The organism is Streptomyces sp. NPDC005784 (genome assembly GCF_042871525.1).
Lineage (GTDB): Bacteria > Actinomycetota > Actinomycetes > Streptomycetales > Streptomycetaceae > Streptomyces.
The window spans coordinates 308,855-332,678 of record NZ_JBIAIQ010000002.1 but is presented as its reverse complement, the minus strand read 5'-3'; the positions used below and the strand labels follow the sequence as shown (position 1 = coordinate 332,678).

At 72.2% G+C, this 23,824-nt stretch carries 28 protein-coding genes; 15 read left to right on the top strand and 13 right to left on the bottom strand.

Going from position 1 to position 23,824, the window contains the following annotated elements:
- Positions 1-6 precede the first annotated feature (6 nt).
- Both ACFYR3_RS04380 and ACFYR3_RS04375 read left to right on the top strand, forming a co-directional pair.
- Positions 7-1,185, top strand: a complete 1,179-nt coding sequence (locus ACFYR3_RS04380; RefSeq protein WP_355846672.1) for a PP2C family protein-serine/threonine phosphatase — start codon at positions 7-9, stop codon at positions 1,183-1,185.
- Positions 1,186-1,308: 123 nt separating this feature from the next.
- A complete protein-coding gene (locus ACFYR3_RS04375) occupies positions 1,309-2,544 on the top strand; it encodes a hypothetical protein (RefSeq protein WP_355846669.1) in 1,236 nt (411 codons plus the stop codon).
- Between the two features lie 52 nt (positions 2,545-2,596).
- Here ACFYR3_RS04375 and ACFYR3_RS04370 read toward each other — a convergent pair whose 3' ends face one another.
- Together ACFYR3_RS04370 and ACFYR3_RS04365 are read right to left on the bottom strand one after the other, a co-directional pair.
- Positions 2,597-3,844, bottom strand: a complete 1,248-nt coding sequence (locus tag ACFYR3_RS04370) for an amidohydrolase (protein ID WP_355846666.1) — start codon at positions 3,842-3,844, stop codon at positions 2,597-2,599.
- A 111-nt stretch (positions 3,845-3,955) separates the two neighbouring features.
- The gene (locus tag ACFYR3_RS04365) at positions 3,956-4,405 is read right to left on the bottom strand and encodes an ATP-binding protein (protein ID WP_355846663.1); all 450 of its coding nucleotides are present in this window, start codon (positions 4,403-4,405) and stop codon (positions 3,956-3,958) included.
- Between the two features lie 86 nt (positions 4,406-4,491).
- On the opposite strand from ACFYR3_RS04365, the gene ACFYR3_RS04360 reads away from it, so the two are divergent.
- Genes ACFYR3_RS04360 through ACFYR3_RS04350 form a run of 3 tightly spaced genes read left to right on the top strand, consistent with a single transcriptional unit; the run spans position 4,492 to position 5,725 of the window.
- On the top strand, positions 4,492-5,340 hold the full coding sequence (locus ACFYR3_RS04360; protein WP_389281422.1) for a Scr1 family TA system antitoxin-like transcriptional regulator: 849 nt from the start codon (positions 4,492-4,494) through the stop codon (positions 5,338-5,340).
- Positions 5,300-5,509 (top strand): DUF397 domain-containing protein, encoded by a 210-nt coding sequence (locus tag ACFYR3_RS04355; RefSeq protein ID WP_355846657.1) that lies wholly within the window; start codon positions 5,300-5,302, stop codon positions 5,507-5,509. Before ACFYR3_RS04360 ends, ACFYR3_RS04355 begins: the two co-directional genes overlap by 41 nt.
- A 12-nt stretch (positions 5,510-5,521) precedes the next feature.
- Complete coding sequence (locus ACFYR3_RS04350; protein ID WP_355846654.1) at positions 5,522-5,725, top strand: DUF397 domain-containing protein; 204 nt, start codon at positions 5,522-5,524, stop codon at positions 5,723-5,725.
- A 54-nt stretch (positions 5,726-5,779) separates the two neighbouring features.
- Here ACFYR3_RS04350 and ACFYR3_RS04345 read toward each other — a convergent pair whose 3' ends face one another.
- Positions 5,780-5,929 (bottom strand): hypothetical protein, encoded by a 150-nt coding sequence (locus ACFYR3_RS04345; protein WP_356783762.1) that lies wholly within the window; start codon positions 5,927-5,929, stop codon positions 5,780-5,782.
- Positions 5,930-6,081: 152 nt separating this feature from the next.
- On the opposite strand from ACFYR3_RS04345, the gene ACFYR3_RS04340 reads away from it, so the two are divergent.
- Positions 6,082-7,425 carry a tetratricopeptide repeat protein gene (locus ACFYR3_RS04340; RefSeq protein WP_389281419.1) on the top strand — a complete coding sequence of 448 codons (1,344 nt, stop codon included), beginning with the start codon at positions 6,082-6,084 and terminating at the stop codon, positions 7,423-7,425.
- 169 nt (positions 7,426-7,594) lie between these two features.
- Here the strand turns inward: ACFYR3_RS04340 and ACFYR3_RS04335 are convergent, their stop codons facing one another.
- Positions 7,595-7,873: a ribosomal protein L7/L12 gene (locus tag ACFYR3_RS04335; protein ID WP_355846645.1), complete on the bottom strand. Its 279-nt coding sequence runs from the start codon at positions 7,871-7,873 to the stop codon at positions 7,595-7,597.
- An 11-nt stretch (positions 7,874-7,884) separates the two neighbouring features.
- Positions 7,885-8,310 (bottom strand): MarR family winged helix-turn-helix transcriptional regulator, encoded by a 426-nt coding sequence (locus tag ACFYR3_RS04330; protein ID WP_389281610.1) that lies wholly within the window; start codon positions 8,308-8,310, stop codon positions 7,885-7,887.
- Positions 8,311-8,646: 336 nt separating this feature from the next.
- Between ACFYR3_RS04330 and ACFYR3_RS04325 the strand changes: the two genes are divergently transcribed.
- Complete coding sequence (locus ACFYR3_RS04325; RefSeq protein ID WP_389281417.1) at positions 8,647-9,516, top strand: alpha/beta fold hydrolase; 870 nt, start codon at positions 8,647-8,649, stop codon at positions 9,514-9,516.
- On the opposite strand, the gene ACFYR3_RS04320 is transcribed toward ACFYR3_RS04325, so the two are convergent.
- Both ACFYR3_RS04320 and ACFYR3_RS04315 read right to left on the bottom strand, forming a co-directional pair.
- Positions 9,513-10,241, bottom strand: coding sequence for a murein L,D-transpeptidase (locus ACFYR3_RS04320; RefSeq protein ID WP_355846639.1), 729 nt, complete (start codon positions 10,239-10,241; stop codon positions 9,513-9,515). The two genes, ACFYR3_RS04325 and ACFYR3_RS04320, sit on opposite strands and share 4 nt — an antisense overlap.
- A complete protein-coding gene (locus tag ACFYR3_RS04315) occupies positions 10,231-10,788 on the bottom strand; it encodes a SigE family RNA polymerase sigma factor (RefSeq protein ID WP_355846636.1) in 558 nt (185 codons plus the stop codon). Before ACFYR3_RS04315 ends, ACFYR3_RS04320 begins: the two co-directional genes overlap by 11 nt.
- Positions 10,789-10,899: 111 nt before the next feature.
- On the opposite strand from ACFYR3_RS04315, the gene ACFYR3_RS04310 reads away from it, so the two are divergent.
- The 5 genes from ACFYR3_RS04310 (at position 10,900) to ACFYR3_RS04290 (ending at position 15,934) form a co-directional block, all read left to right on the top strand.
- The gene (locus ACFYR3_RS04310; protein WP_389281414.1) at positions 10,900-11,856 is read left to right on the top strand and encodes a L,D-transpeptidase; all 957 of its coding nucleotides are present in this window, start codon (positions 10,900-10,902) and stop codon (positions 11,854-11,856) included.
- 201 nt (positions 11,857-12,057) lie between these two features.
- Positions 12,058-12,609 carry a SigE family RNA polymerase sigma factor gene (locus ACFYR3_RS04305; protein ID WP_389281412.1) on the top strand — a complete coding sequence of 184 codons (552 nt, stop codon included), beginning with the start codon at positions 12,058-12,060 and terminating at the stop codon, positions 12,607-12,609.
- Positions 12,606-13,343, top strand: a complete 738-nt coding sequence (locus ACFYR3_RS04300; RefSeq protein WP_389281410.1) for a hypothetical protein — start codon at positions 12,606-12,608, stop codon at positions 13,341-13,343. Before ACFYR3_RS04305 ends, ACFYR3_RS04300 begins: the two co-directional genes overlap by 4 nt.
- Before the next feature lie 86 nt (positions 13,344-13,429).
- Entirely contained in the window at positions 13,430-15,154 is a 1,725-nt protein-coding gene (locus tag ACFYR3_RS04295; protein ID WP_355846624.1) for a transglycosylase domain-containing protein, read from the top strand.
- 558 nt (positions 15,155-15,712) lie between these two features.
- Positions 15,713-15,934, top strand: a complete 222-nt coding sequence (locus ACFYR3_RS04290; protein ID WP_037614735.1) for a hypothetical protein — start codon at positions 15,713-15,715, stop codon at positions 15,932-15,934.
- 241 nt (positions 15,935-16,175) lie between these two features.
- Here ACFYR3_RS04290 and ACFYR3_RS04285 read toward each other — a convergent pair whose 3' ends face one another.
- Positions 16,176-17,027, bottom strand: coding sequence for a hypothetical protein (locus ACFYR3_RS04285; protein ID WP_355846621.1), 852 nt, complete (start codon positions 17,025-17,027; stop codon positions 16,176-16,178).
- A 221-nt stretch (positions 17,028-17,248) separates the two neighbouring features.
- Here ACFYR3_RS04285 and ACFYR3_RS04280 point away from each other — a divergent pair, with 221 nt between their 5' ends.
- Entirely contained in the window at positions 17,249-17,563 is a 315-nt protein-coding gene (locus ACFYR3_RS04280) for a MerR family transcriptional regulator (protein ID WP_355846618.1), read from the top strand.
- A 282-nt stretch (positions 17,564-17,845) separates the two neighbouring features.
- A complete protein-coding gene (locus ACFYR3_RS04275; protein ID WP_020871138.1) occupies positions 17,846-18,049 on the top strand; it encodes a cold-shock protein in 204 nt (67 codons plus the stop codon).
- A gap of 299 nt (positions 18,050-18,348) precedes the next feature.
- Here ACFYR3_RS04275 and ACFYR3_RS04270 read toward each other — a convergent pair whose 3' ends face one another.
- From ACFYR3_RS04270 to modA, 5 genes are all read right to left on the bottom strand, one after another.
- Positions 18,349-18,768, bottom strand: a complete 420-nt coding sequence (locus ACFYR3_RS04270; protein WP_355846612.1) for an ATP-binding protein — start codon at positions 18,766-18,768, stop codon at positions 18,349-18,351.
- 180 nt (positions 18,769-18,948) lie between these two features.
- A complete protein-coding gene (locus ACFYR3_RS04265; RefSeq protein ID WP_355846609.1) occupies positions 18,949-19,407 on the bottom strand; it encodes a cupin domain-containing protein in 459 nt (152 codons plus the stop codon).
- Positions 19,408-19,644: 237 nt separating this feature from the next.
- A complete protein-coding gene (locus ACFYR3_RS04260; protein ID WP_389281407.1) occupies positions 19,645-20,727 on the bottom strand; it encodes an ABC transporter ATP-binding protein in 1,083 nt (360 codons plus the stop codon).
- 214 nt (positions 20,728-20,941) lie between these two features.
- Positions 20,942-21,835 carry an ABC transporter permease gene (locus tag ACFYR3_RS04255; RefSeq protein ID WP_356783780.1) on the bottom strand — a complete coding sequence of 298 codons (894 nt, stop codon included), beginning with the start codon at positions 21,833-21,835 and terminating at the stop codon, positions 20,942-20,944.
- A gap of 251 nt (positions 21,836-22,086) precedes the next feature.
- The gene (modA, locus tag ACFYR3_RS04250) at positions 22,087-22,935 is read right to left on the bottom strand and encodes a molybdate ABC transporter substrate-binding protein (protein ID WP_389281404.1); all 849 of its coding nucleotides are present in this window, start codon (positions 22,933-22,935) and stop codon (positions 22,087-22,089) included.
- 220 nt (positions 22,936-23,155) lie between these two features.
- On the opposite strand from modA, the gene ACFYR3_RS04245 reads away from it, so the two are divergent.
- Positions 23,156-23,653: a molybdopterin-dependent oxidoreductase gene (locus ACFYR3_RS04245; RefSeq protein WP_356783782.1), complete on the top strand. Its 498-nt coding sequence runs from the start codon at positions 23,156-23,158 to the stop codon at positions 23,651-23,653.
- Positions 23,654-23,824: the final 171 nt, after the last annotated feature.

Genomic DNA, 23,824 nt, shown 5'->3' with positions numbered 1-23,824 from the left:
GGCGAGGTGGCCGACCGGAGATCCGTACTCGGCCCGCTCCCGCACGCCGGGCCGCTGGACGCCGTCCGGCGGCAGAAACCACTGTGGGTGCACGGGCGCAGCGTCGCCTGGGCGCCGCCACTGCTGTTGCTCGTCGGCATCGCCCTGCTCGACGCGAACACCTCCGGCAGATTCCGGATCATCTCCTGGGTGGTGCTGGTACCGGCCATCGCGGCGACGATCTGCGGGGTGCTGGGCACGGTGGCTCTCGGCGTGCTGTCGCTGCTCACCTACGGCGCTGTGGACACGTCGTGGCCGCACCAGTACCAGACGGGCCTGCCGGATCTCATTCTCGTCCTGGCGGGCGGCGTCCTCGCGACCCTCGCCTGCTCGGTGCGGGTGCGCGGCGAGCGGCGCATGCTGCACATGCGGGATGTCGCCGAGACGACCCGGCGCACCGTGCTGCGTCCGATGCCGTCGGGCTTCGGTGGCCTGGACCACGCGGCCGTCTACCTCACCGCTGACAGCGAGGCCCGGGTCGGCGGCGACTTCTACGACATCCAGCCCGGCCTGCACGGCACCCGTCTGCTGCTCGGTGACGTCCAGGGCAAGGGACTCGGGGCGGTGGAGGCGGCGGCCGCGCTGCTCGGCACGTTCCGTGAGGCGGCGTACCACGAGCGGGTCCTCGACACGGTCGCCGGCCGGCTGGAGATCAGGATGCTGCGGCACGTCCGCTACTGCGCGGCGCTCGGCCGCGACGAGGGCGACCGTTTCGCGACCGGGGTCCTGGTCGCCTTCCCCGAGAACACACCGGACACCGTCGAGGTCATCAACTTCGGCCACGAACCTCCGCTCGTGGTCACCCCCGGCGGCCTACGGAGCCTGCCGCCCGGGGACGGACTCCCGCTCGGCCTCAGCGAGTTGGCGCTCGCGCCGCCGCCGGTGCTCCGTGTCCCGCTCGCTCCCGGCGAGACACTGCTCCTGGTCACGGACGGGGTGACGGAGGCCCGCGACGCGGCGGGCGACTTCTTCCCGCTCCGCAGCGCCCTCGCGAAGGCGCTGGCACGGGACCCGCGCACCGCGGACCCGCACCTCCTCGTACGGTTCGTGCGCGACGGCACCCTGGACCACTGCGGGGGCCGGCTCGCCGACGACACGACGATCTTCGCGGTACGGCGCCGGGCGCGCGGCGAGCGCCGGACGTAGCGGGAGCCAGGGACGCGGACTTCGGGACCTGGGCCGGGCCGGACGTTCGCACACTTCGCGTCCCCCGTTTGCATGCGCAGCCGTTACGGTGCTGAGGTACCTGATCGATGGGGGAGGGAACCTATGCCCGGAACCGTGCTGCTCCTCGCTGCCTCGCCGGTGGGCAAGGGGTGTCTGGTGGACGCGGCCTCCGTGCTCCCCGTGCTCGCGGCCGTCGCCCCGTCGGTGCTGTCGGGCACCGACACCGCGAACGTCGTCGAACTGGCCGACCCGTTGGAGCCGCAGGCCGTGCTGACCCGGCTGCGCGCGGCGGCGACGGCGCCGGGACCGCTGACGATGTTCCTGACGGGGCAGCTCCAACTGGACCGCCGCCAAAGGCTTCCGCACCTCGCGCTGGCCCGCACCACCCCGTCGACGGTCCGCTACACGGCCTTCCCCTGGCACTGGGTCACCGAGGAACTCCGGCTGCGCCCACCGGGTTCGACGACCGTCTTCATCGACCTGCACGCGGACGCGGACACCTGGACGCTCCTCGCCGGGCGCCCTCTGACGGTGGGACCGGCGACCGCGCTGTACGGCCGCGTCGCCCCGCCGCCGGCCCGTCGTACGGTGGCGCAGCCGACGTACATGAGAGCCGTCGCCACCCTTCTCCGCAGCGGCCATCGCCCTCCTCTCCTCCAGCTCCACCAGCAGGCCCTGGCGAGGACGTCGGGCGAGGAGACCGCCCGGCCGGGGGCGGCGGACCTGGTGTTCGCACCCGGGCAGTCGTGGGCCGGACAGCCATGGCCCCCGGCACCGGGGTTCACGACCGTGACGTCTCCGCCGCTAACCCCGCCGCCCCCGCCGATTCCACCGACCGTGCCGCCCGCGCCGCCCGTGATCCTCCCCGGCCAAACGGCTCAGCACGTGAGTTCACCGCCGTCCGATCCGCACGAGGAGATCACCGTCGCCGTCCGGGACGGTCGGCACGACGAGGCTCTCGCTCTGGCGGGGCGGCGGGAGCGGGACGCGCTGCGCGCGCACGGGGCCGGCTCCGAACAGGTGCTGCACTGGATGGAGGTACGGGCGGACCTGGCGATGTTCGCGGGGGACCCGGAGCGCAGCTGCCGTATCTGGCTGGCTGTCGCGGGGACCCGGCTGGACGCCGGCCAGGCGCCGGACGCCCCGGAGGTGGAGTCGGCCGTGGACCGTGCCCACCACCAGTGGGGCCGTGTCGACGATCCGGCGCGGGCCCGCGAACTCGGCGCGGAGCTGGCCCGGTTGAGGCTGCGCGTGCCCGGCCGCCGGGAGGGCGCGCTCGACCACGTGCGTCAACAGCTGAGCCAGTTGCAGACGCAGGCCTTGAGTCCGCAGGCCTGAGTGCGCGGGCCTGAACCGCGGGCCCGCGTCCTGGATCTGCGTCCGGGGGAGTTCAGTCGTCGGCCGACAGCGAAGCCAGCGCCCCCGACACCAGGGTCCGTACGCCCGGCGCGACCGTGCTGAGGTCGGGGGCGAAGTGCGGACTGTGGTTGCTGGGCACGGCCGCGAGCCGGGTCATGAGGTCGTCGCCGCCCGGGGCCGCGTTCCAGACGTCGGCCGGAGTACTGGTCACGAACCAGTAGGAGTAGGGGATCCCACCGGCCGCGAGCCGCGGGAAGTCCTCGCTCGCCATGGCCGGACCGGGGTCGAGGATCGCCCCGGCGCCGAAGACCTCGCCGTGCACGGCGGCGATCCGCCGGTCGGTGTCGGCGTCGTTGACGGTCATCGGGAAGTCGCTGCTGACGGTGATCCCAGGCTCGCTCGGGCAGCCGGCCGCCACGCACTCGCCCGCCGCGACGCGCCGCACGGCGGCGATCATCCGCTCCCGCACGTCCTGCGACTGGGTCCGCAGGTTCAGGGCGATCCGGGCCTCGGACGGGATGATGTTGTGCCGGGTGCCGGCCTCGATCCGCCCCACCGTGAGCACGGCGGAATCCTGGGCCGCGATCTCCCGGCTGACGACCGTCTGGAGCCGCGTCACGATGTACGCCGCCGTCACCACCGGGTCGACGGTCGCCTCGGGCCGTGAGCCGTGCCCGCCCCGCCCGTGCACGACGATGTCGATGTCGGTCGAGGCGGACATGATCAGGCCCGGGGTGTGCGCGTACAGCCCGGCGGGGCCGGGCACCGCGTGCTGGGCGAGCAGCACGTCGGGCCGCGGGAAGCGTTCGTGGAGCCCGTCCGCGACCATGCGGGCCGCGCCCTCGCCGGTCTCCTCGGCGGGCTGCCCGACCAGCACCAGCGTGCCGGACCAGGTGTCGCGCCCGGCCGCGAGCGCCTCCGCCGCACCGGTCAGCCAGGTGACGTGCAGATCGTGACCGCAGGCGTGCATGACTCCGTCGGTCCCCGAGGCGTACGGCAGCCCGGTCTCCTCGGCGACGGGCAGCGCGTCCATGTCGGCGCGCAGCAGGACGGTGGGCCCGTCCCCGTTCCGCAGGACGCCGACGACGCCCGTACCGCCGACGCCCTCGGTCGTGTCGTACCCGGCCTTGCGCAGCCGCTCCGCGAGGGCGGCGGCCGTGCGGTGTTCGCGCAGCGACAGCTCGGGATGCCGGTGCAGGTCGCGGTAGAGGTCCTCCAGGGCGAGGACCGGGAGGTCGGCGGTGAGGTCCAGCGCAGTGCGAGCGGCTGTAGAGGTCACGGGGCCAGCGTAGGCGCCGCGTGACCCTCGTAAGGGGGGATTCGCCACTGTCCTGCGACCCGACCCGCGGGGCGACTGCCGACCCGGCCGCGGGCACGCCCGGCGGGTGGGTCACGCAGGGGTGCGGACCCCGGTGTGGCACTCGAACCAGACGGTCTTGCCGCGTCCCGGCAGCGGATGCCAGCCCCACCGGTCGGTCACCGCGTCCACGATCAGCAGCCCGCGCCCGCCCTCCGCCGGTTCGCCGTCCACAGCTGTGGACAGAGGTGGCCGGTGCGCCCGGGGCGGCCGCGGACAGGTGTCGGTCACCTCCACCCGTACGCCGTCCGTTCGCCACAGCATCAGCAGTGCGGCGCGCCGGTCGGGCACATGACGTACGACGTTCGTGACCAGCTCGGTCAGTGCCAGCGTCGCCGCCTCCGTCAGCTCCGGCATCTCCCAGGCGACCAGGTACGCCTTCAGGATCCGGCGCAGTTGCCGCGCCGAGTGCTCACCCACGGTGAAGCGGATGCCGTACCTCGCGTCGATCGTCCCGTTCGGCAGGTCAGTTGCATGATTCACGACTCCAGCGTGGAGTGGTCCGATTACGCTCGGCTACAAGTCGAATTGAACGCCGCCCGGCGTTCGGACCCGGGGGTGACCGTCCCATGCCCAACATCCGCGAACTGGACCCCAGCGCTTCCCCGTTGGACTACTTCGGCTCGGAGCTGCGTCGGCTGAGAGAGGCCGCGGGGCTGAAACAGGGCGAGCTGGGCGACATCATCTTCTGCACCGGCTCCCTGATCGGCCAGGTCGAGACCGCTCACAAGGTGCCGACCCGGGATTTCGCCGAGCGCGTCGACGCGGCCCTGCTGACGGGCGGGGCGTTCTCCCGCCTCGTGGGGCTGGTCCTGCGAAGCCAGTTGCCGATGTGGTTCCAGGCGTACGCGGAGATGGAGGCGAGGGCCGCCTATATCTACTCGTTCCAGGCGCAGTTGGTGGACGGGCTTCTCCAGACCCAGGGGTACGCGCGGGCGGTGTTGGGATCGCGGAGCGAAGAGGACCTCGACGCCAGGGTGGCCGCCCGGCTGGAGCGGCAGCGGGTCCTGGCCCGGGACGAACCGCCCGTGGCGTGGGTCGTGTTGGACGAGGCGGTGTTGCATCGGCGGGTCGGGAGCGCAGAGGTCATGCGAGACCAACTCGGTCGTCTGTTGCATCTGCCGGGTGACGGCTGGACGCAGGTCCAGGTGCTGCCGTTCGAGGCCGGTCAACACCTCGGATCGATGGGTTCGTTCAACCTCCTGCGCTTCGAAGACGACCCGGACATCGTCTACACCGAGGACTTCGTGCAGGGGCACATGACGGCCAATCCGGCGAGTCTCAAGGAGGGCTTCCTTCGATACGATCATTTGAAGGCCGCTGCCCTGTCCGTTGAGGCCTCGGCCGAGCTGATCGCTCGTGTGATGGAGGAGCGTTATGGGCACCAGCCAGGATCTGACGGCGGCGCGGTGGCGTAAGTCGTCGTACAGCGGCGACACCGGAGGTCAGTGCGTCGAGGTGGCCCTCCTGGCCACTCGCGTAGCCCTCCGCGACTCGAAGGACCCCGCCCTCGGGGTCTTCACTGTCGGGGCCGACGTCTTCGCCGCCTTCGTCGGGGCAGCGGTGGACGGCACCCTGCTCGGCTGATGGAGGAACGCCATGGGGAACAGCCCGGATCTGACGCGTGCGCGGTGGCGTAAGTCGTCGTACAGCGGCAGCAGCGGCGGCGAGTGCGTCGAGGTGGCCCCCCTGGCCACTCGCGTAGCCCTCCGCGACTCGAAGAACCCTGGCCAAGGGGTTTTCACTGTCGGGGCCGACGCCTTCGCCGCGTTCGTCGGGGCAGCCGTGGACGGCACTCTCTGACGGGTGCGGGGCCCGGGGCAGGTCAGGTGAACGTCGGCGGGCGCCGGGCGCCGTCTACGGAGCGGCGTGTGAGGCGGTGTGCGCGGCGGGGACCGGTTCGGCCGCTCTCGCCGGGCCGACGTTCGCCGCCGTGACCAGCGCGGCGACCGCGATGAGGGCGGCCAGGAGCCCTCTGGAGTAGCGCGCGGAAATACGTCGGAGCATGGGGGACCTCGCAACAACAGCGGCGTATTAAGCATGCTTAATCCGCCGCTTAACGTAGAGGCTCCCGGGCTCACATCGCAAGAGGGCACTTGAGGTTGGACAGTAGTCAAAAGCTGGACCGACTTAACTCGGCTTAATGGCATGCTTAACCCATGGCGGAGCGGGACGACCCTGAGATCATCGGGCGCAGGGTGCAACAGCTGCGCACGGAACGTGGTTTGACGCAGAAACAGCTCGCGGAGCCCGCGTACACGCCCGCCTACATCTCCACCTTGGAGGCCGGCCGGGTGCGGGCCTCCGAACCGGCGCTGCGGCACATAGCCGGACGGCTCGGGGTCGCGTACGAGGAACTGGCGACCGGGCTGCCCGCCCATCTCGCCACCGACCTGAGGCTCAGGCTGACCGACGCGCAGCGCACACTCGCCACCGGAGAGGCCGAGCCGGCCGCCGAGGTCTACGCCGCGCTGCTCGCGGAGGCGGATGCCCACGGGCTGGTCGCCGAGCAGGCCGCGGCGCTCCTCGGGCTCGGCGAATGCGCCCTGGACATCGGGGACTTGGAGACGGCGCAGCGGCGTTTCGAGGAGTCCGAGCAGCGGCTGGGGGACGCGCCGCTGCCGCAGCGGGTGCCCGCCGTGCGCGGCCGGGCGGTCTCCCACTACCTCGCCGGTGAACTCCGTTACGCCTGCTACCTGTTCGAGTCCACTCTCGACGAACTCAACCGGACGGGCCTGCACGACCCCGAAGCGCTGCTCCTGCTCTACACGGGAGTCATCGCGCCCTACATGGACATGGGCGCGCACGCCCGTGCCGCCCAGGCCGCCGAGTTCGCGCTCGCCCTCGCGCCGCAAGTCGGGGACCCGGCCCTGGTGGCGCGGATGCACCGATCGGTGGCGCGGACGATGATCGCCGAGGGGCGGATCGTCGAGGCCGACGCCTCCCTCGCCAAGGCCGCCGAGCTCTACCGGCAGCTCCAGATCCGCACCGAGCTCGCCAACTGCCACTGGATGCGCGGATACCTGTACGCACAGAACGGCGAACTGGAGCGCGCCGAGAGCGAGTTGCGGGAGGCTCAGGCCATGCTCTCCGCCAAGCGGGCCGCGCTCTACACCAGCCAGGTCGCGGTGGAACTGGCCGACGTGCTGCACCGGCGCGGCAAGTCCGACGAGGCCGGCGAGCTGCTGCAACAGGTGCTCGGCGATCTGCATTCCGAGCGGGGCGCCATCCACTCGGCCGCCGCGCACCGCCTGCTCGGCATCATCGCGGAGGACGCCCGGGACACCGAGGCGGCCGAGGAGCACTATGTGCGGGCGATGAGCCTGCTGGAACGGGCCGGGGCGGCGGGCGACCTGGCGGACCTGTGCCGGCTGCTGGGCGACCTGCTGCGCCGCACCGGCCGCGTGGAAGCGGCCCTGGATGCCTACCGCACCGGCCTCGGCCATCGCACCGCCCCCGGCACGACGACCCTCGGCCCGGCCCCGGCCCAACCCCCGCTCTGACCTCGGACGGGGTGGCCAACCCCTTCTGACCTCGGATGCCGTCGGCGGACTGCCTCCGCGTCCGACGGCTGGGCGGCGGGCCGCCTTGGTGTGGGACGCGGGCGGCCCTTCTGGCGTCGCACGGCCTGGGCGGCCGCCCTGCACCGGACACGCCGGACCGGCGGGGGCGTCAGGCCATGCCGTCCACCGCGTCCTTCGCTTCCTTCAGACCCGCCCCCGTGGCCTCCCGGTATGCCTTGATCGCCTGGATCTTCTTGCCCTCGCGCACGAGAGCGATGACCTCGGGCAGGTGCGGGGGATCCTCGCGGATGCTGAGCCGGTCGAGTATCAGGTCGAGCTGGTGCTCGACGTGGGCGAGCCTGCGGTCGGTGCGGGCGAGCTTGCCTTCCAGAGCGGCGAAGCTGGCGACGATGAGCCCGGCGAGGGCGATAAGACCAGTTAATTCCATGGTCACCGATCCTAGAGCGCCTCGCCCGGGGAACCGAGGCGACGCAACAGGCCGAGCAGCGTGGCCCGTTCACTCTCGTCCAGCGGACCGAAGGACGCGGTGAGGACCTCGCGGGTGACGGCACGCCCCGTCGTCACGACGCGCTCGCCGGCCTCCGTCAGGTGGTGCTCGATACGCCGGCCGCGACCGGGCCGCCGTTCGATGAGGTGCTGGGCCGCCAGCCGCGAGGCAAGGGTGCCGAAGGACTGGTCGCCCTGGAAGGTCGCGACCGCCAGCTCGTGCGCGGACGCTCCGGGCGTACGGGCGATCGCCCGCAGCGCGTCCCACTGCGCCAGCGTCGTGCCGACCGCCGCGAGGCGGGTGTCGAGCGTGCGGTGATGCCGGTACTGCGCCTCCTTCACGGCACGCCCCAGCTCTTCGAGATCGACGGGGGCCAGGGGAGCCGGGGGCGAATGCGGGCCCACGGCGGCCGGAGCGGCGAGGCCGGCGCCAGCCCCGGTGTCGGCACCGGCAGCAGTCCCGGCCTCGGCGCCGGTTCCGCTCGCGGCGGCGGGCCCGGTGGCGCCATCGGCAGTAGTCCCGGTGCCGGTCCCGCTGCCGACAGCAGTCCCTGTGCCTGTCCCGGCAGCAGTCCCGGTCTCGGCAGCAGTCCCGGTCCGGGCCGGATCGGCTGCGGCGCGGGCCCCGGGGTTCTCATGGTTCTCGGTCATGTCCGCATCCTAATCCAGAATCTAAGGTTGCGTATATACGTATGCGTAGATACGGTGGGGCGCATGACCGACACCGAGATGCGTACCCGTACCTTCCACTCACGCCCCGACCTCCCCCTCACCCTCACCGAGACCGGCCCCGCCGACGGCCGCCTCGCGCTCGTCCTGCACGGCGGCGGCGGACCCGTCACCGTCCAGGGCATCGCCGCGCACCTGGCCGGCCGGCACGGCATGCGCGCCGTCGTTCCCACACACCCCGGCTGGAACGGGACCGAGCGTCCCGACTGGTTCACCGGCGTCGACGACCTGGCGATCGCCTATCTGCACTGGCTCAGGGACGAGGGCCACCGTGACGTCCTCGTCGTCGGCTCCTCGCTCGGCGGCTGGACCGGGGCCGAGATGGCCTTCCGCGACGACGGCGCGTTGATCAGTTCTCTGGTGCTGGTCAACGCGGCGGGCGTGGCCGTCCCGGGAGAGCCGGTCCGCGACATCTTCGGGCTCCGGCCCGACGAGATCGCCACCTACTCGTTCCACGACCCGGCCCGGTTCACCGTGGACCCCGCCACCCTCACCGAGGAGCGGATCGCGGCCCAGCGGGCCAACATGGCCACTATGCGGGTGCTGGCCGGTAATCCGTACATGCACGACCCGAAGCTCCTGAACCGGCTCGGCCGGGTGCGGATCCCGGCCCTGGTGCTGTGGGGCGAGAGCGACCGGATCGTCACGCCCGCGTACGGGCGGGCCTACGCGCAGGCGTTCGCGCGAGGGCGGTTCGAGTCGATCGCCGAGGCCGGTCATCTGCCGCAATTCGAGCGGCCCGAGGCGACGTTCGCCGCGCTAGACGCGCACATCGAGGCGCACAACGACGGGCACATCGACGAGCACGCCGACGCGCACGCCGGTGCCGGGAGTGCCCCCGCCCAGCGGCGTTAGCCGCCCGAGGTTCCCGAACCCGGGGCACCCGTGCCGGTGACCAGGCCCGCGCCCGCCGTCACCGCGCCCCCGTCCCCCGCTGTCGGGTTCGGCGAGGAAGGTCCGCCGCTGGAAGGCTTGATCTCGACCACCGAGCCCGGTGCGAGCTGCTCGTACAGCCATTTGGCGTCGGCCTGGCGCAGGCCGATCCAGCCGAGGGACGAGGTGTGGACGCCGTTCTCGTTGCCCGCCATGGCGCCGACGTAGTCCGTCGTGCCGTCGGGGGCGGTGAGTTCGATCGCCCAGGAGGCCTTGAAGCTGTACGCGTCGCCGAGGCCGACGGTCTTGCCGGAGACCCTCATGGAGGCCTCCTTCACGGTGACCGTCGACCGGAGGGTCGGCACATAACCCGTCAGGCTGTCGGAGGTGAGCGTCAGTTCGCGGCCGGCGACCGAGACCACGCGCCTGCCCAGGTCGATCGTGGCGTCCGGCGCGGCGGGCGGCAGGCTCGGGGTGGCGGTGGGGCTCGCGGCCGGGGGCGGATTCCGGTGCGTGTCGTCGCCCAGGTTCACCGCCACGACCAGGGCTAGCGCTGCCGCGACGGAGGTGCCGGCCGCGGCCAGTGCCGTACGGCGGCGGTGTCGGCGGCGTACCGCCCGGCCGCGGATCTGCGCACCGGTCAGCGTCGGCGGCCGTTCGCCCTCGGCCGCCAGCTCCAGCAGGTCGGAGGTGAGTTCATCGGACACGGTCGTCCTCCCTCTCCCCCTTGCCGGGCGCGCCCGCGGAGTCCATGGGACGCGCGGAGCCGGCCGAGTCCGCCGAATCCTCCGAGAGCACCCGTGCCAGCGCCGCCCGGCCCCGGGAGAGCCGGGCCTTGACCGTGCCGACGGGGGCACCGGTTTCGGAGGCTACCTGCTCGACACTCAAGTCGCACAGATGGTGCAGAACGATCGCCATCCGCTGTGCCTCGGGCAGCGTACGCAGCGCGGCTATGAGTGTGGTGCGCTCGGGGCCCGGGCCCGGAGTGTGGTCGGACACCGGGGTGCGCCGCACCAGCTCCAGCCAGCGGCGCGCCCGGCGCCAGCGGCTCACCGCGAGCCGCGTCGCCACGGTCCGTATCCATGCCTCGGGCGCCCCGTCGGCGAGGAACTCCCGCCGCCGGTCCCAGGCGCGGACGAACGCCTCCTGGACGACGTCCTGCGCCTCGCCGTGGTCCCCCGTGAACGCGTAGAGCTGGCCGGTCAGCCGGGGAAACGCGGTCGCGTAGAACGCGTCGAACTCTTCCTCGGTCATGGCCCCCGCCGGAAATTCCGCAGTTTCGTCGGCCATGTGCAACCCGGCCGTCCCTGTCGTGCGTACAGGTCCCGTACGTCGCACATCGAAACACACCACAGGGGGATCACCATGACGACGGAACTGAGAGGCGGCCGGGGCCGGTTCGCCCGTGCCTGGAGCGCGGCGGCCGTGTGCGCGCTCGCGCTCACCGGGTGTTCGGCGCAGGCGGTGGCCGACGGCAGCGGGGGTACGGGAGTCGGTCCGGGCGGGAAAGCGGCCGCCATCGGGACCGCCGGCCCCACGGGCAAGGCCCGGCCGAAGCCCTCCGGCACACCGCTCAAGTCCCTGACGGGCGCGCACATCAACGTCACCGACGGCCAGACCGTGGGCGTCGGCATGCCGATCTCGGTGACCTTCGACCACCCGATACCGGTCGCCGAACGGGCCGATATGGAACGGCAGTTGAAGGTGACCTCCGATGTCGAGGGGTCCTGGGGCTGGGTCAGGGACCGCAACCTCGCCGACGGCGGGCGCGTCGACTTCCGGCCCCACGCGTACTGGAAGCCCGGCACGGCGGTCACCGTCCGGGCCGGAGCCGGAATCACCAGGCATTTCACGGTGGGCCGCTCCCTCGTCGCCACGGTGGATGTCCGTACACACTTCATGACGGTTGAGAAGGCGGGTTCGTCGCGCCGCGTCCCGATCACCGCGGGCGCACCGGGCATGGACACCTGGAACGGCACGATGGTCGTCTCCGACAAGGCCACCAAGGTCTTCATGAACTCGCAGAGCGTCGGGTACGGCGACGCGTACGCGGGCTATTACTACTACGCCGTCCATCTCACGACCTCGGGCACCTACCTCCACCAGAACCCGAAGGCGAACACCTACGGCGGGCGCCAGAACGTCACGCACGGCTGTGTCGGACTCGCCACCGGCGGCCCCGCGCAGCGGTTCTACGACGAGGTCATCCCCGGCGACGTCGTCAAGGTCGTCGGCTCCCGGGACACGGTCGCCGTCGGTAACGGCTACGGCGACTGGAACCTGAGCTGGGACCAGTGGCAGGCGGCGAGCGCGCTCGACTGACGCACATCCGTGCGGAAAATCTCCGGCCGGTGTCATCCGGCCGGCGGGCGCCGGGAGTTTGTAGGAGGGGAGGGGCATCCTCCCGCCGTCCGAACGTCGGCTACATCACGAGGAGTTGTCCGTTTTTGGCGGGGATGCGGAGTTGATCGCTCCCTGGCCCCGAACCACCCCCCACGCACCCGACCCGAGGGACCGCAGGTCGTGCCGCACAACCTCACCGCCACCTCCCAAGTCCACGCCGAAAGTGGCGACTTCGCCGCGTACGCAGGCGCTGCCTGGCCCCGCCTGGTGCGCACCGCGCACCTGCTCACGGGCGACTTCCACGACGCCGAGGACCTCGTCCAGACGACGCTGGCCAAGGTGTACGCCCGCTGGTGGCGCATCCCGAGCGACGACGTCGACTTCTACGTCCGCCGCTCGCTGGTCAACAACAACCTCAGCCGGACGCGCAAGAGACGCGTCGCGCAGCTGCTGATGCCCTTCGTGCCCGAGCGGGCGCACCAGCGCGATCCCGGACACGCTGAGGCCGTCACCCAACGGGCCGCGCTGGACACCGCGTTGGCCGCGCTGTCGGCACGGCAGCGCGCCGTCCTGGTGCTGCGTTACTGGGAGGACCTGGGCGAGGCCGAGACGGCCCAGCTCCTCGGTTGCTCCGTAGGCACCGTCAAGACCCATGCCCGGCGCGGCCTGCAGGCGCTGCGTAACCACCCGGTGTTCGCCAGCCGCCACCCCGTCTCCGGAGCACGCTCATGAGCCTCTCGTCCCGTTCCGAGCGCATGTCGGCCGAGGCCGAGGAGCTGCGCGAGCTGCTCGCCGACGCCGCGTACGACGTCACACCCTCCGCCGTGCCACTGGTCGCGATCGAACGCGAGGGCCGTCGGCGCCGGCGCCGACGCAGGACCACCGTGCTGGGGGCCGCCTGCGGTGCGCTGCTCGTGCCGCTCGCCGTGGTGGGAGTCCACGACGGCGCCGGCCTCGGGTTCGGCGAGTCGGCGAACTCGCCCGCCGCCCACGGCCACAGCGCGACCCCCTCCCCTGCGGAGACCGCCGGGCGGGTGCGGGTCGTGGCATCCGGCGAGCGGGTGCGGGTGGCCTCCGGCGCCGAGATCTGGCTGACGAAGGAAGGCTCGCACTGGACGGAACCGGGCATGCCCGTCCAGTCGCACGGCATCATGAACGCCAACCCCGATCCGAGCGGCCCCCGTGTCTCGCTCCAGGCGTCCTACTGGAACGACGGCCGCACGCTCCTCTCCGGGGTCTTCCGCGGCTCGGGCGAAGTGGCCCGCGTCGAGGTCACGACCGCCGCGGGAGTCGTCCACGCCACCGCCCTGACCCTCGCGGGCAGGCCCGGCTGGGGCGCCTGGTACGCGGTGACCCCGGCGCCGCCCACCCCGGCGCCGGACAACGCCCCGTCCGTGGATCCCCTGAGAGTCACGGTGTACGACAGCTCGGGCGCGGTCCTGGTGAGCCAGGGGTACCGGCCGTGAGCGGCGCGCGAGGCGTGCGGGGCCCACGAGGCGTGCGGGGCTTGCGAGGTGTGACGGGCCTGCGAGGTGTGCGGGGTTCACAAGGCGTGACGGGCCCGCGAGCGGTGCCGGGGGCGCCGTCCTGGAGGGGGACGCGTGCCGGGAGCACCGCCCCCGCGAAGAGCGCGGGCGCGGGGGCCCGTGTCCGGGCCGGTCTCGGCCGCGTCCTCCGCAACCGGCGGGTGAAGGCCCGCCGCACCCGCGGCCGCCGTCTGCGCCGTGCGCTGATCGCCCTGCTCGTCCTCGTGCTCACGCTCGTCGGCGCGGCGGTGGTGGCGTACCGGCTCACCGGGATTCCCGAGCCGCACCCGGAGACCGCGATACAGAGCACGGTCTTCGTCGACACCCGGGGCGACTATCTGGGGCGGCGTGGCCCGGTGGACCGGCAGGAGGTCTCGCTCGCTCGGGTGCCGCGGCATGTCCAGGAGGCGGTGATCGCCGCGGAGAATCGTTCCTTCCGTACGGACACCGGGATCTCGCCGACCGCGATTCTCCGGGCGGCCTGGTCGACGGTGAGCGGCGGCGGCCGGCAGGGCGGCTCCACGATCACCCAGCAGTACGTGAAGAACGCCCTGCTCAGCCCCCAGCAGTCGCTGTCCCGCAAGGCGCGCGAGGCGCTGATCGCGATCAAGCTGGACCGCACCCGGTCGAAGGACGAGATCATGGAGGGCTACCTCAACACGGTCTACTTCGGCCGCGGCGCCGCGGGCATCCAGGCCGCCGCGCGCAACTACTTCGGCGTCGACGCGGCCGCTCTGTCGGTCAGCCAGGGTGCCGCCCTCGCCGCGGTCATCAACATCCCCTCGTACTACGAGAAGGCGGGCTCGGACGCCGAGGTGACGGCGAAACTGACGCGCCGCTGGGAGTGGGTTCTGGACGCGATGGCCGACAGCGGGGCGATCACACCCGCCCAGCGCGCCGCGGCCCGCCTCCCCGCGTTCCGGTTCTATCCGCCCGGGGCCACGGACGGCCAGCGTCAGTACCTGATCGACGCGGCCTCCGCGGAGGCCGCGGACCGCCTCGGCATCACCCAGGACGAACTGGCCCGCGGCGGCTACACCGTCCGCACCACCTTCGACCTCGCCGCCCAGGCCGCGGCGGCGGAACCGGTCGCCGACCCGGCGGGCGCCAAGGGCATCAGCCTCCACGCCGCGATCGTCGCGCTGGTGCCGGGCGACGGCGCGGTCCGTGTGCTGTACGGGGGCGCGAACTACGCCCGGCAGCCGTTCAACGACGCACTGGCCGGAGCGGTGGAGGCGGGCACGGCGCTGGAGCCCTTCACCCGGGTGAAGCTCCGCCCGCCGCTGACCGCGCTCGCGAAGCGGGCCGCGCCCACTCCGCTCTCGCTGTCGGCCGCGTACGCCGCGGCGGCGGCCGGCGGCACGTACGCCGAGCCGTACACCGTCCAGAGGATCACCCGGGACGGCCGCACCCTCTACACAGCCCGCCCGCACACCCGTACCGCGATGGACCCGTCCTCCGCGCAGCTCGTCGCCAAACTCCTGTACTCCGCCGGCGGGCGCTGGGGCGTGTTCACCGGCGGTGCCGGAACCCGCACCCTGTGGCAGACCATGTACGACGCGAAGCTGTCCACCACGGTCGCTCTCTTCGCCCAGCACCCCGCCCGCGGCGGACACCCGGCCCTCATCGCCCAACTCCCTGCCACGGCGGCGAATGTGGCCGCCAATGTCGTGGCGGGCGTCATGAACCGGATGGATCCCGTAGCCCCGTGGCCGGTCCAGGGCCCCAGGCTGACATCCGGGGGCCGATGAGAGGCTCCGGGGTGCGCCGGACGGTCTGCGCCGGGCGGTCTGCGCGCCGCCGGGGAACTGCGCGACCGGAAGCGCGAACTCCCGGCGGACCGAATCCGGCGGACGGAATCCGTCGGACGGAATCCGTCAGAACGGATCCGACGGGCGGTCCGACGGCCGGTCCGACGGCCGACATCCAGGTGTCGGCAGAGCGGCCCGAGTCGCGGCATCCTGCGTTTCACGCAGGGCGGGCCGACCGGGAGCGTGCCGGCGTACGCCCCCCGAGGAGGCCGTCGTATCGGCGCCCCGCGACGGCGGGTCCGGGAGGCCGAGGACCCGCCGTCGCGGCCTGTCCGGTGCACAACAGGCTCGCCCGGTGGACGGCTTCGCGCACCGGAAAGATCGTGGAACCGCCGCCCCGTCGGCTGACCTCAGGGAACGCGCGGCCGACCGGGCAGGGACCGCACACCGGGGTCCCCGCCCACCGCGTTCCGGAGCGGTCCGGGACGTCGAGTCGGAGCGGGATCGAGACCATCAAGCCCTACCGTCCGCCGGAATAGGGCCCATACTGGAATCACGATGAGTAAATCCTCCGCGCCCCGGCGCCACCTGCCCACCAGCCCCTTCGCCGCACCCGTCGTCCCCGTGGCCAAGGAGTTCAGCCTCGGAGACCGTGTCTCCCACGACCAGTACGGCCTGGGCACGATCGTCGGCGTCGAAGAGGGCATCGCGATGCTCGTCGACTTCGGCGCCCGCCAGGTCCGCGTCCTGAGCCCCTACACCCGGATGGACCGGCTCTGACTCGCACGCACTGACGTAACACCCCGGCCCGCCACCTCAGCCCGCGGCAGCCCCACCACAGGTTGCCGGGGCCGCGGTGCGCGTGGGTCGAGATGGCCACAACCCGGTTGTGGAAACGGTCGACGGAGTCGTCGACGCTGCGGATGAAGTCGCAGCCGCGCGGGCAGCCCGCAGCGGCGCCTTCCCGTTGTCATGTGTGACGCACGCCACATGCTCTCCGCCGCGGGCCCAAGCCCTGTGTTCAGCCCTGTGTCGGGGCGGGCGACTTTCCCGCCAGGACGTCCTCCAAGCGGTTCGTGCCCGCTTCGACCGCCTGTTCGGTGGATTGGTGTTCGGTGCCGGAGAGGCCGCCGCTGGTGAGGGAGAGGGCGCTGTCGCCGACCCGCACGGCGGCGAAGTCGAGCTTCAGGGTCTCGGGGTCGCCCTCCAGCTCACCGCTCATCGTCACCTGGAGGCCCTGGCGGGCGTCCCCCACGTCGGGCAGATGCGTCGAGACGACCTGGACGGTCTGTTTGTCGCCCTTGCCGTTGACGGCCGTGAACTGGTCGCAGATGTCCGGCAGCGTGTTCAGCCACTTCAGCTGCGTGTCCAGCGAGCTCTTCCCGTACGAGGCGACCTCGTAGCGCATCTGGGCGTCGTTGTCGCTGTCGTCGAAGCCGGTGACGGCACTCGCCCCCTGCGGCTTGCCCAGCAGGTTCTCGGAGTACAGACCGTCCAGCAGTTTCTGGCACTGCTTGGCGTTCGCCTTGTCGGTGACGAAGTCCGCCTCGTCGACCTTGCTCTTGAGCAGCGCGTCGTGCCAGGCCGCCACGCCCTTCGACTCGTCCCACTGCGACCCCAGGTCGGAGTTGGTGATCAGCGCCGCCTGGGCCTCGGCCTTGGTGAGCGTACGGACGGAGGCGGAGGGTGAGGGTGACGCGGCGCCCGGCTCCTCGGCGACGGGCGAGGCCGGGACGGTGGACGAGGCGGCGGGGGACGCGGGCGAGTCCGTACGGCCGGAGCCGCCGCCGTCACCTCCGTTCGAGCAGGCGGCCGTCGAGAGCAGCATCCCCGCGGTCAGGGCGGACGCGAGGAGACAGGACGGACGGTTCATACGAAGGCCTCCCGAGGACGGTCCCGAGGACGGGCTGTGTCCCCTCACGCCATCACCGGCCAGGGCCTCCCACCAGCGCACGGGGCCGTCCGGGTGAGTGCGGCGCGCCGATGTCACCGGGCCGATGCCCCATGTCACCGGACCGATGCCGGGTGCCCCCGGCCGGTACCGGACGGGATCTGCCAAAGTGGAAGGTGATGCACGCGCCCCAGGGAAGCACCATGACCCCCACCGACCGGTTCGACGACGACGACTACCCCGCCTACACGATGGGCCGCGCCGCCGAGCTGATCGGCGCCACCCCCGCGTTCCTGCGGGCCGTCGGAGAGGCTGGGCTGATCACGCCGCTGCGCTCCGAGGGCGGCCACCGTCGTTACTCCCGCAACCAGCTGCGGGTCGCGGCCCGTGCCCGGGATCTCGTCGACCAGGGCACGCCCGTCGAGGCGGCCTGCCGGATCGTCACGCTGGAGGACTGTCTCGACGAGGCTCTGCGGATCAACGCGGAGCTGCGCGGCTCGACACCGCAGGATGCGTGAGCGGGACGTCAGAGGCCCTCTCAGGCCGTTTCTCGGCCGGTTGCGGGATATCTGCTTCGGCCGATACAGAATTTGGTGCACGGGCCCACGAGGTTTTGATATTCCCCGCGCCGGGGTGAGATAGTGCGCCCCCTTCGAGGCTCCTAGCGTGCTACTGTCGATATCAGTTGCAGTTGTGGTTCCCAAAGTTTTTCCGGTGCATTCCGGTTGGGGCAATCATTGCGGCGACGCAGGTCCACACGGTGTGGACCTTCGAGCTTTGCCCCGAAGGAGAATTTGAACATGGCTACTGGCACCGTGAAGTGGTTCAACGCGGAAAAGGGCTTCGGCTTCATCGAGCAGGATGGCGGCGGCGCCGACGTCTTCGCTCACTACTCGAACATCGCCACCTCTGGCTTCCGTGAGCTCCAGGAAGGCCAGAAGGTGACCTTCGACGTCACGCAGGGCCAGAAGGGCCCGCAGGCGGAGAACATCGTCCCCGCCTAGTCTGGGACACCGGATGGCCGGCGTCCGCACCGCAAGGTGTGGGCTCCGGCCATCCGTCTTTTGCGGTCATTGAAATTGAGATGATTTTTCGGCGCCTCCTGCCCACTTTCGGCGGCGCCAAACTCGGCTCATCGGTTCGAACGCGCCGAACGAATCGGGCGATGCTCTCCGCTCTCGATGCGGATGCGAGCGGCGACCTGGTGCGGACGCCGGCAGCGACCTCGACGTCGATGGCGGGCCCGATGGTGATGGCGACGGCGGGTCCGATGGCGATGGCACCGATGGCGTAAGCCCGGTTGCTACACCGCCAGGACCGCTCGGACGGTCTTGCCGCCCAAGCCCGTACTGACGACCTCCAGGCTGTGGGCGAGCTGCTGGACCATGGCCAGGCCCCGGCCGCTTTCGGAATCCGCGTCCAGCACGCCGACCTGCGGCCGTCCGGGGCTGTCGTCGTGGACCTCGACCGTCACCCGCCCGTGCCCCAGTTGCAGCCGCAGCCTGCAGCCGCTGCGGCCGTACCGTACGGCGTTGGCGACGAGCTCGGAGGCGATCAGCGTGGCGTCGTCCACCTGGTCCGCGGTCGGCGACGCGAGCCGTGGCCGTGGCCGGGTCAGAAACGCCGTGGTCAGCTTGCGGGCCCTGCCCGCCGAGACGGCCGTACGCGGCAGTGTGTACTCCACGCGGGCGGTCGGCCGGACGGTGCGCTGGTGCGCACGCATGACTGACACCTCACTTTCCCCTCCCAGGACAACCAGCACCGGCCGACGGCTCCGTCCCCGTCGACCGGGACCCGCGCGAAACGGTGCGCGGTCGGCCCTGCCTTCGGGTGATGCCCCACCCGGGCGATCGGCAACCAACGACCTACGTCACAAAGCCGCCACAGGCCCCGAACTCGCGGTTCAGCGCCCCGAGTCGAGCAGGTGGAAGTCCTCGTAGTCGAAGCCGGGCGCCACCACGCAGCTGACCAGAACCTCCTCGTCGCCGGCCGGGCGGGCGGACTGCCAGACGCCGCCGGGGACGAGGACCTGGGGGCGCTCCCCGGCCTCGACGCGGGGGCCGAGGCGGACAACCTGCGGGGTGGACTGGGGAGTTGTTCCGTCGCCGCCGAGCAGCACGTCGAGGGGGCCGCCGCGATGCCACAGCCAGAGTTCGTCGGAGCGGACGGTGTGCCAGGCGGAGGTGTCGCCGGGCGCGAGGAGGAAGTAGATGGCGGAGGCGGCGGCGCGGGGGCCGGGGTAGCCGTCGGGCCGGAAGGCCTGCGGCGCGGTCCAGGTCTCGACGAACCAGCCGCCCTCCGGGTGCGGTTGCATGTTCAGGGCGGCGGCCAGTTCCGGAATCCCGGTCTCAGGAGAGGTCACCCCCTGCCTCTATCACGCGGCGGAAAGGGGTTCAACCAACTCCCGGTGGACGCACGCATGTCGGACCGGGGCCCTGCCTGCCGCGGAGCAGCACCGGCGGCTGTCTCGTTCCCTCGTCCGGGCGGACGGTGCCGGGCCCGCGCGGACGTGGAGCACTGCCCGCGGCCGCCCCGGATGGGGGTCGGCTCCTGGTGGCAGACGGGCCCCTGTCCGGACAGGACCCAGGCCGGACAGAACCTAGGCCGGATAGGCGTGCGTCTGGGCCGCTTTCACCGTGGCCCAGACAGCGGCACCCGGATGCAGGTCGAGCTCCGCCGCGGCGACCGTCGTCAGGTCGGCGGCGAGCGGGAGTTCACCGGTGAGGTCCGCGCGGATCTGATCGCCGTGCGTCTCCAGACCACCCACGCGGCACTGCCACAGGTTGCGGGCGCTGGAGCCGGTGGGGCGGTCGCGGTGGAGCGTGACGGCGCTCGGCGGGAAGGCCACGAAGACGGGTCCGTCGAGCTTCTCGGTCGTGGTGATCGCCGGGCCCGCCTCCAGCCGTACCGTGTGGCCCTCGGCCTCGCCCCGGTAGAGGTTGAGGCCGACCAGCTGGGCGATGTAGTCGGTGCGTGGCCTGCGGGCGATGTCCGACGGGCTGCCCTCCTGGACGACCCGGCCGTCCTCGACGACCACGAGCCGGTCGGCCAGCACCATCGCGTCCAGCGGGTCGTGCGTCACGAGGACGGCGACGGCCTCGAAGTCAGCCAGGTGGTGCCGGAGTTGGGCCCGTACGTCCAGGCGCGTACGGGCGTCCAGCGCGGCGAGCGGTTCGTCGAGCAGCAGCAGCCGGGGACGGGTGGCCAGGGCGCGCGCGACGGCGACCCGTTGCGCCTGCCCGCCGGAGAGCCGGCGCGGCTTGGCCCCGGCGTGGTCGGCGAGGCCCATGCGCTCCAGCCACACGGCGGCCTGTGCCCGCGCCTCCGCCTTGGCCACGCCCTGACAGCGCGGCCCGAACGCGACGTTGTCGAGCGCGGACAGGTGCGGGAAGAGCAGATAGTCCTGGAAGACGACACCGATGGGGCGGGACTCGGGCGGCGTACGGTCCAGGGAGGCGCCGTCCAGCCGCAGTCGGCCGCCCTCGGACAGCGGGGTGAGCCCGGCCAGCGCGCGCAGCGCGGTGGTCTTGCCCGCGCCGTTGGGCCCGAGCAGCGCGACGACGTCGCCGGGAGCGACGGTGAGTTCGATGTCGAGGCGGAACGAGTCGCGCTGGACGACGAGACGGGCGTCGAGGCCCTGGTCGGACGGCGCGGCCGTGGCCGCCGGGGTCGCGTCGGTCATGACCCGATCACCTCACCCTCGTAGCGACGGACGTCCGGTGTGACGCTCGCCTTCGTAGGGACGTTGGGTGTGACGCTCGCCTTCGTAGGGACGTTGGGTGTGACGCTCGCCTTCGTAGGGACGTTGGGTGTGACGCTCGCCTTCGTAGGGACGTCCGGTGTGACGCTCGCCCTCGGACTTCCGGCGTCCTGCTTGAACCTCGTAGGGATGCCCGTCATGGCGCCGCCGTCATCCAGCGGTCCCGCAGCCCGGCGAGAACCGCGATCGACACCACGAGCAGGACGAGGCTCAGCGCGATCGCGGCGTCGGGGTCGCTCTGCAGGGCCAGATAGACGGCCAGCGGCATGGTCTGGGTACGGCCCGGGAAGTTGCCCGCGAAGGTGATCGTCGCGCCGAACTCGCCCAGTGCGCGGGCCCAGGCCAGGACGGAACCGGCGGCGATGCCCGGCGCGATGAGGGGCAGGGTGACCCGGCGGAACGCGGTGAAGCGCGAGGCGCCGAGCGTCATGGCGGCCTCCTCGTAGCGCGGGTCGGCCGCCCGCAGAGTGCCTTCCACGCTGATCACCAGGAAGGGCATCGCCACGAAGGCCTCGGCCACGACCACCCCGGCCGTCGTGAAGGGCAGCGTGATCCCGAACCACGAGTCGAGCAGCTTCCCGACGACTCCGTTGCGGCCGAGGGCCAGCAGCAGCGCGACACCGCCCACCACCGGGGGCAGTACGAGCGGCAGCGTGACCAGTGCCCGGACGAGGCCGCGCCCGGGGAACTCCGTACGCGCCAGCAGCCAGGCGAGCGGCACCCCGAGCACCAGGCACACCGCGGTGGCCGCCGTGGCCGAGAACAGGGACAGCTGGAGGGCCTGCCAGACCTCGGGCTTGGTCAGCTGTTCCGGCAGGCTGCGCCAGGGCGCCCGGACGAGCAGCGCGAGAAGCGGGAGGAGCAGGAAGGCGAGCCCGACGAGGGCCGGCAGCAGGAGGGGAAGCGGCGCCCCGCCCCGCACCCGGCCACCCGTCCGGCCCCGCGTCCGGCCGCGTCCGCGCCGCGGCCCACCCGTGAGGGTGTCGGCCGGGGCGTCGGACTTGTCGAGCGAGGTCACGGGATCACTCATGGCTTCAGGAGACGGGGTTCGGGTGTCGGAGGCAAGGGCGGATGTCAGCGGGCGCCTGCCCGCGTCGCCAGGCGGACGCTCGCAGACCGCTGCCGGGACGCCGCGCCGGGACGCCGCGCCGGGACGCCGCACCAGGATGCCGCCGGAAGGCGGCTGTCCGGACACGGCCGGCGGGAAGCGGGTGCTCGGACTGTCTGCCCGGACGTGGCTGCCCGCCGGCGGGTGCCGGACGCGGTCGACAGGGGCGGATGTCAGGACGTGGGCTGGAGGAAGCCGGCCGCCGTCAGCACCTTCTGGCCTTCCGCGGACCTCACCAGCTCGATGAACGCCTTGGCGGCGGTCGCGTTGGGCGCGTCCTTGAGCAGGGCGATCGGGTAGTCGTTGATGGCGTTGGCCGACTCGGGGAACTCCACGCCCTCCACCTTGTCACCCGCGGCCTTCACGTCGGTCTTGTACACGACCGCCGCGTCGGCCTCCTTCAGCTCCACCTTGGTCAGGGCACTCTTGACGTCCTGCTCGTAGGAGGCGGGGGTGAGCTTCAGCTTGCTCGCGTCCAGCGCCTTCTGCGCGGCGGCACCGCACGGCACCGTCTTGTCGCACAGGACAACCTTGAGGCCGGACTTGGTGAGGTCCTTCAGGGAGGCGATCTTGTCCGGGTTGCCGGGCAGGGTGGCGATCTCCAGCTGGTTGCGCACGAAGGTGGCGGGGGCGGTCGCCGTGTCGTTCTTGTCGCTCACGATCGCCATCGTCTTCGGGCTGGCAGCGGCGAAGACGTCCGCCGGGGCACCGCCCGTGATGCTCGCGGCGAGGGAGTCGCTGCCGCCGAAGCTGAAGGTGACCTTGGTGCCCGGGTGGGCCTTCTCGAACTGCTGGCCGAGGGCCGTGAAGCTCTCCTTCAGGGACGCGGCGGCGAACACGGTCACGGTGCCGGAGAGCTTCGGCGCGGAGGACGCCGAGGCCGACGAATTCGGCGTGCCCGAGGAGTCGGACTTGCTGTCGGAGGAGGAGCAGGCGCTCAGGGCCAGCAGCGCGGCGGCACCGACGCCGGCCACCTGCAGGGTCCGGGTGGTGCGGCGGGTCCGGCGCGCGGATCGGGTCATCACGGATCTACTCCCTCGGAAACTCTGAGGCTCGCTGAAGCCTCCGTCGTGATCTTCAGTCATGGGCTCACGTTCTGTTATGCGCTGATCATACTTCCGCATATGCGAGCTGTAAGTCTCCTGTCGCATCGCATGAGCTGTGCGTACGGGCTTCGGATGTACGCATGTGCGTTTGTACGGGACCGCGCGCTGGGTACGGTCCTCCGGGAGGTGCTGCCCTGTGAGCCAGTCCCTGACCCAGCCGACGCCGCCGGCTCCCTCGCTCGCGGAACTCGCTCTGACCGGCGACCTCGCCCGGCCCGCCCGGCTGACCGTGCCCGACCTGTTCGCGTGGCCCCAGCACCGGGTCCGGGTCAGCTTCGAGTGCTCCACCAGCGGAGTGCGGCACCACGGTTTCGAGGGTCCGCTGCTGCACGACGTGCTGCGGGACGCCGGTCCCCGCTTCGATCCGGCCCGCCGCAAGGACCGGCTGCGCTTCCTCATCGCGGTGGCGGGTGCGGACGGCCACCACGCACTGCTCACCTGGGCCGAGATCGACCCCGACTTCGCGCACGCTCCGGTGCTGCTCGCGGTCGGCATCGACGGCACCCCGCTGGACCGGGCGGGCCCGCAGCTGGTCCTGCCGCAGGACCGGTGCGGGGCCCGGCACATCAGCGGCATCAACGCCATCCGGGTGGACGGCCGTTACCCGCCCTGGTCCGACGAGACCTTCGGCTGACCGCCTGTGCCGGTCCGGTCCCGTCCGAGTTCGCCCGCCCGACGCGGGGGGTCCGGGCCCGTGGCCGGGCGGTCTGGGCCGGGAGTCCGGCGGCCGGGGGCGGGAGTCCGTTCGCCGGGGTCGTGCGCCCGGTGCGGGGCGGGGTGGATCGGGGCCCGTGACCGGGTGGTC

Coding starts and splice junctions, on each gene's coding strand:
- ACFYR3_RS04285 (WP_355846621.1), bottom strand. CDS start 17,027: ATGAACCGTCCGTCCTGTCTCCTCGCGTCCGCCCTGACCGCGGGGATG.
- ACFYR3_RS04280 (WP_355846618.1), top strand. CDS start 17,249: ATGACCCCCACCGACCGGTTCGACGACGACGACTACCCCGCCTACACG.
- ACFYR3_RS04345 (WP_356783762.1), bottom strand. CDS start 5,929: ATGCTCCGACGTATTTCCGCGCGCTACTCCAGAGGGCTCCTGGCCGCC.
- ACFYR3_RS04360 (WP_389281422.1), top strand. CDS start 4,492: ATGCCCAACATCCGCGAACTGGACCCCAGCGCTTCCCCGTTGGACTAC.
- ACFYR3_RS04290 (WP_037614735.1), top strand. CDS start 15,713: ATGAGTAAATCCTCCGCGCCCCGGCGCCACCTGCCCACCAGCCCCTTC.
- ACFYR3_RS04275 (WP_020871138.1), top strand. CDS start 17,846: ATGGCTACTGGCACCGTGAAGTGGTTCAACGCGGAAAAGGGCTTCGGC.
- ACFYR3_RS04300 (WP_389281410.1), top strand. CDS start 12,606: ATGAGCCTCTCGTCCCGTTCCGAGCGCATGTCGGCCGAGGCCGAGGAG.
- ACFYR3_RS04335 (WP_355846645.1), bottom strand. CDS start 7,873: ATGGAATTAACTGGTCTTATCGCCCTCGCCGGGCTCATCGTCGCCAGC.
- ACFYR3_RS04315 (WP_355846636.1), bottom strand. CDS start 10,788: ATGACCGAGGAAGAGTTCGACGCGTTCTACGCGACCGCGTTTCCCCGG.
- ACFYR3_RS04350 (WP_355846654.1), top strand. CDS start 5,522: ATGGGGAACAGCCCGGATCTGACGCGTGCGCGGTGGCGTAAGTCGTCG.
- ACFYR3_RS04310 (WP_389281414.1), top strand. CDS start 10,900: ATGACGACGGAACTGAGAGGCGGCCGGGGCCGGTTCGCCCGTGCCTGG.
- ACFYR3_RS04260 (WP_389281407.1), bottom strand. CDS start 20,727: ATGACCGACGCGACCCCGGCGGCCACGGCCGCGCCGTCCGACCAGGGC.
- ACFYR3_RS04270 (WP_355846612.1), bottom strand. CDS start 18,768: ATGCGTGCGCACCAGCGCACCGTCCGGCCGACCGCCCGCGTGGAGTAC.
- ACFYR3_RS04375 (WP_355846669.1), top strand. CDS start 1,309: ATGCCCGGAACCGTGCTGCTCCTCGCTGCCTCGCCGGTGGGCAAGGGG.
- ACFYR3_RS04340 (WP_389281419.1), top strand. CDS start 6,082: ATGGCGGAGCGGGACGACCCTGAGATCATCGGGCGCAGGGTGCAACAG.
- ACFYR3_RS04355 (WP_355846657.1), top strand. CDS start 5,300: ATGGGCACCAGCCAGGATCTGACGGCGGCGCGGTGGCGTAAGTCGTCG.
- ACFYR3_RS04255 (WP_356783780.1), bottom strand. CDS start 21,835: ATGAGTGATCCCGTGACCTCGCTCGACAAGTCCGACGCCCCGGCCGAC.
- ACFYR3_RS04325 (WP_389281417.1), top strand. CDS start 8,647: ATGACCGACACCGAGATGCGTACCCGTACCTTCCACTCACGCCCCGAC.
- modA (WP_389281404.1), bottom strand. CDS start 22,935: ATGACCCGATCCGCGCGCCGGACCCGCCGCACCACCCGGACCCTGCAG.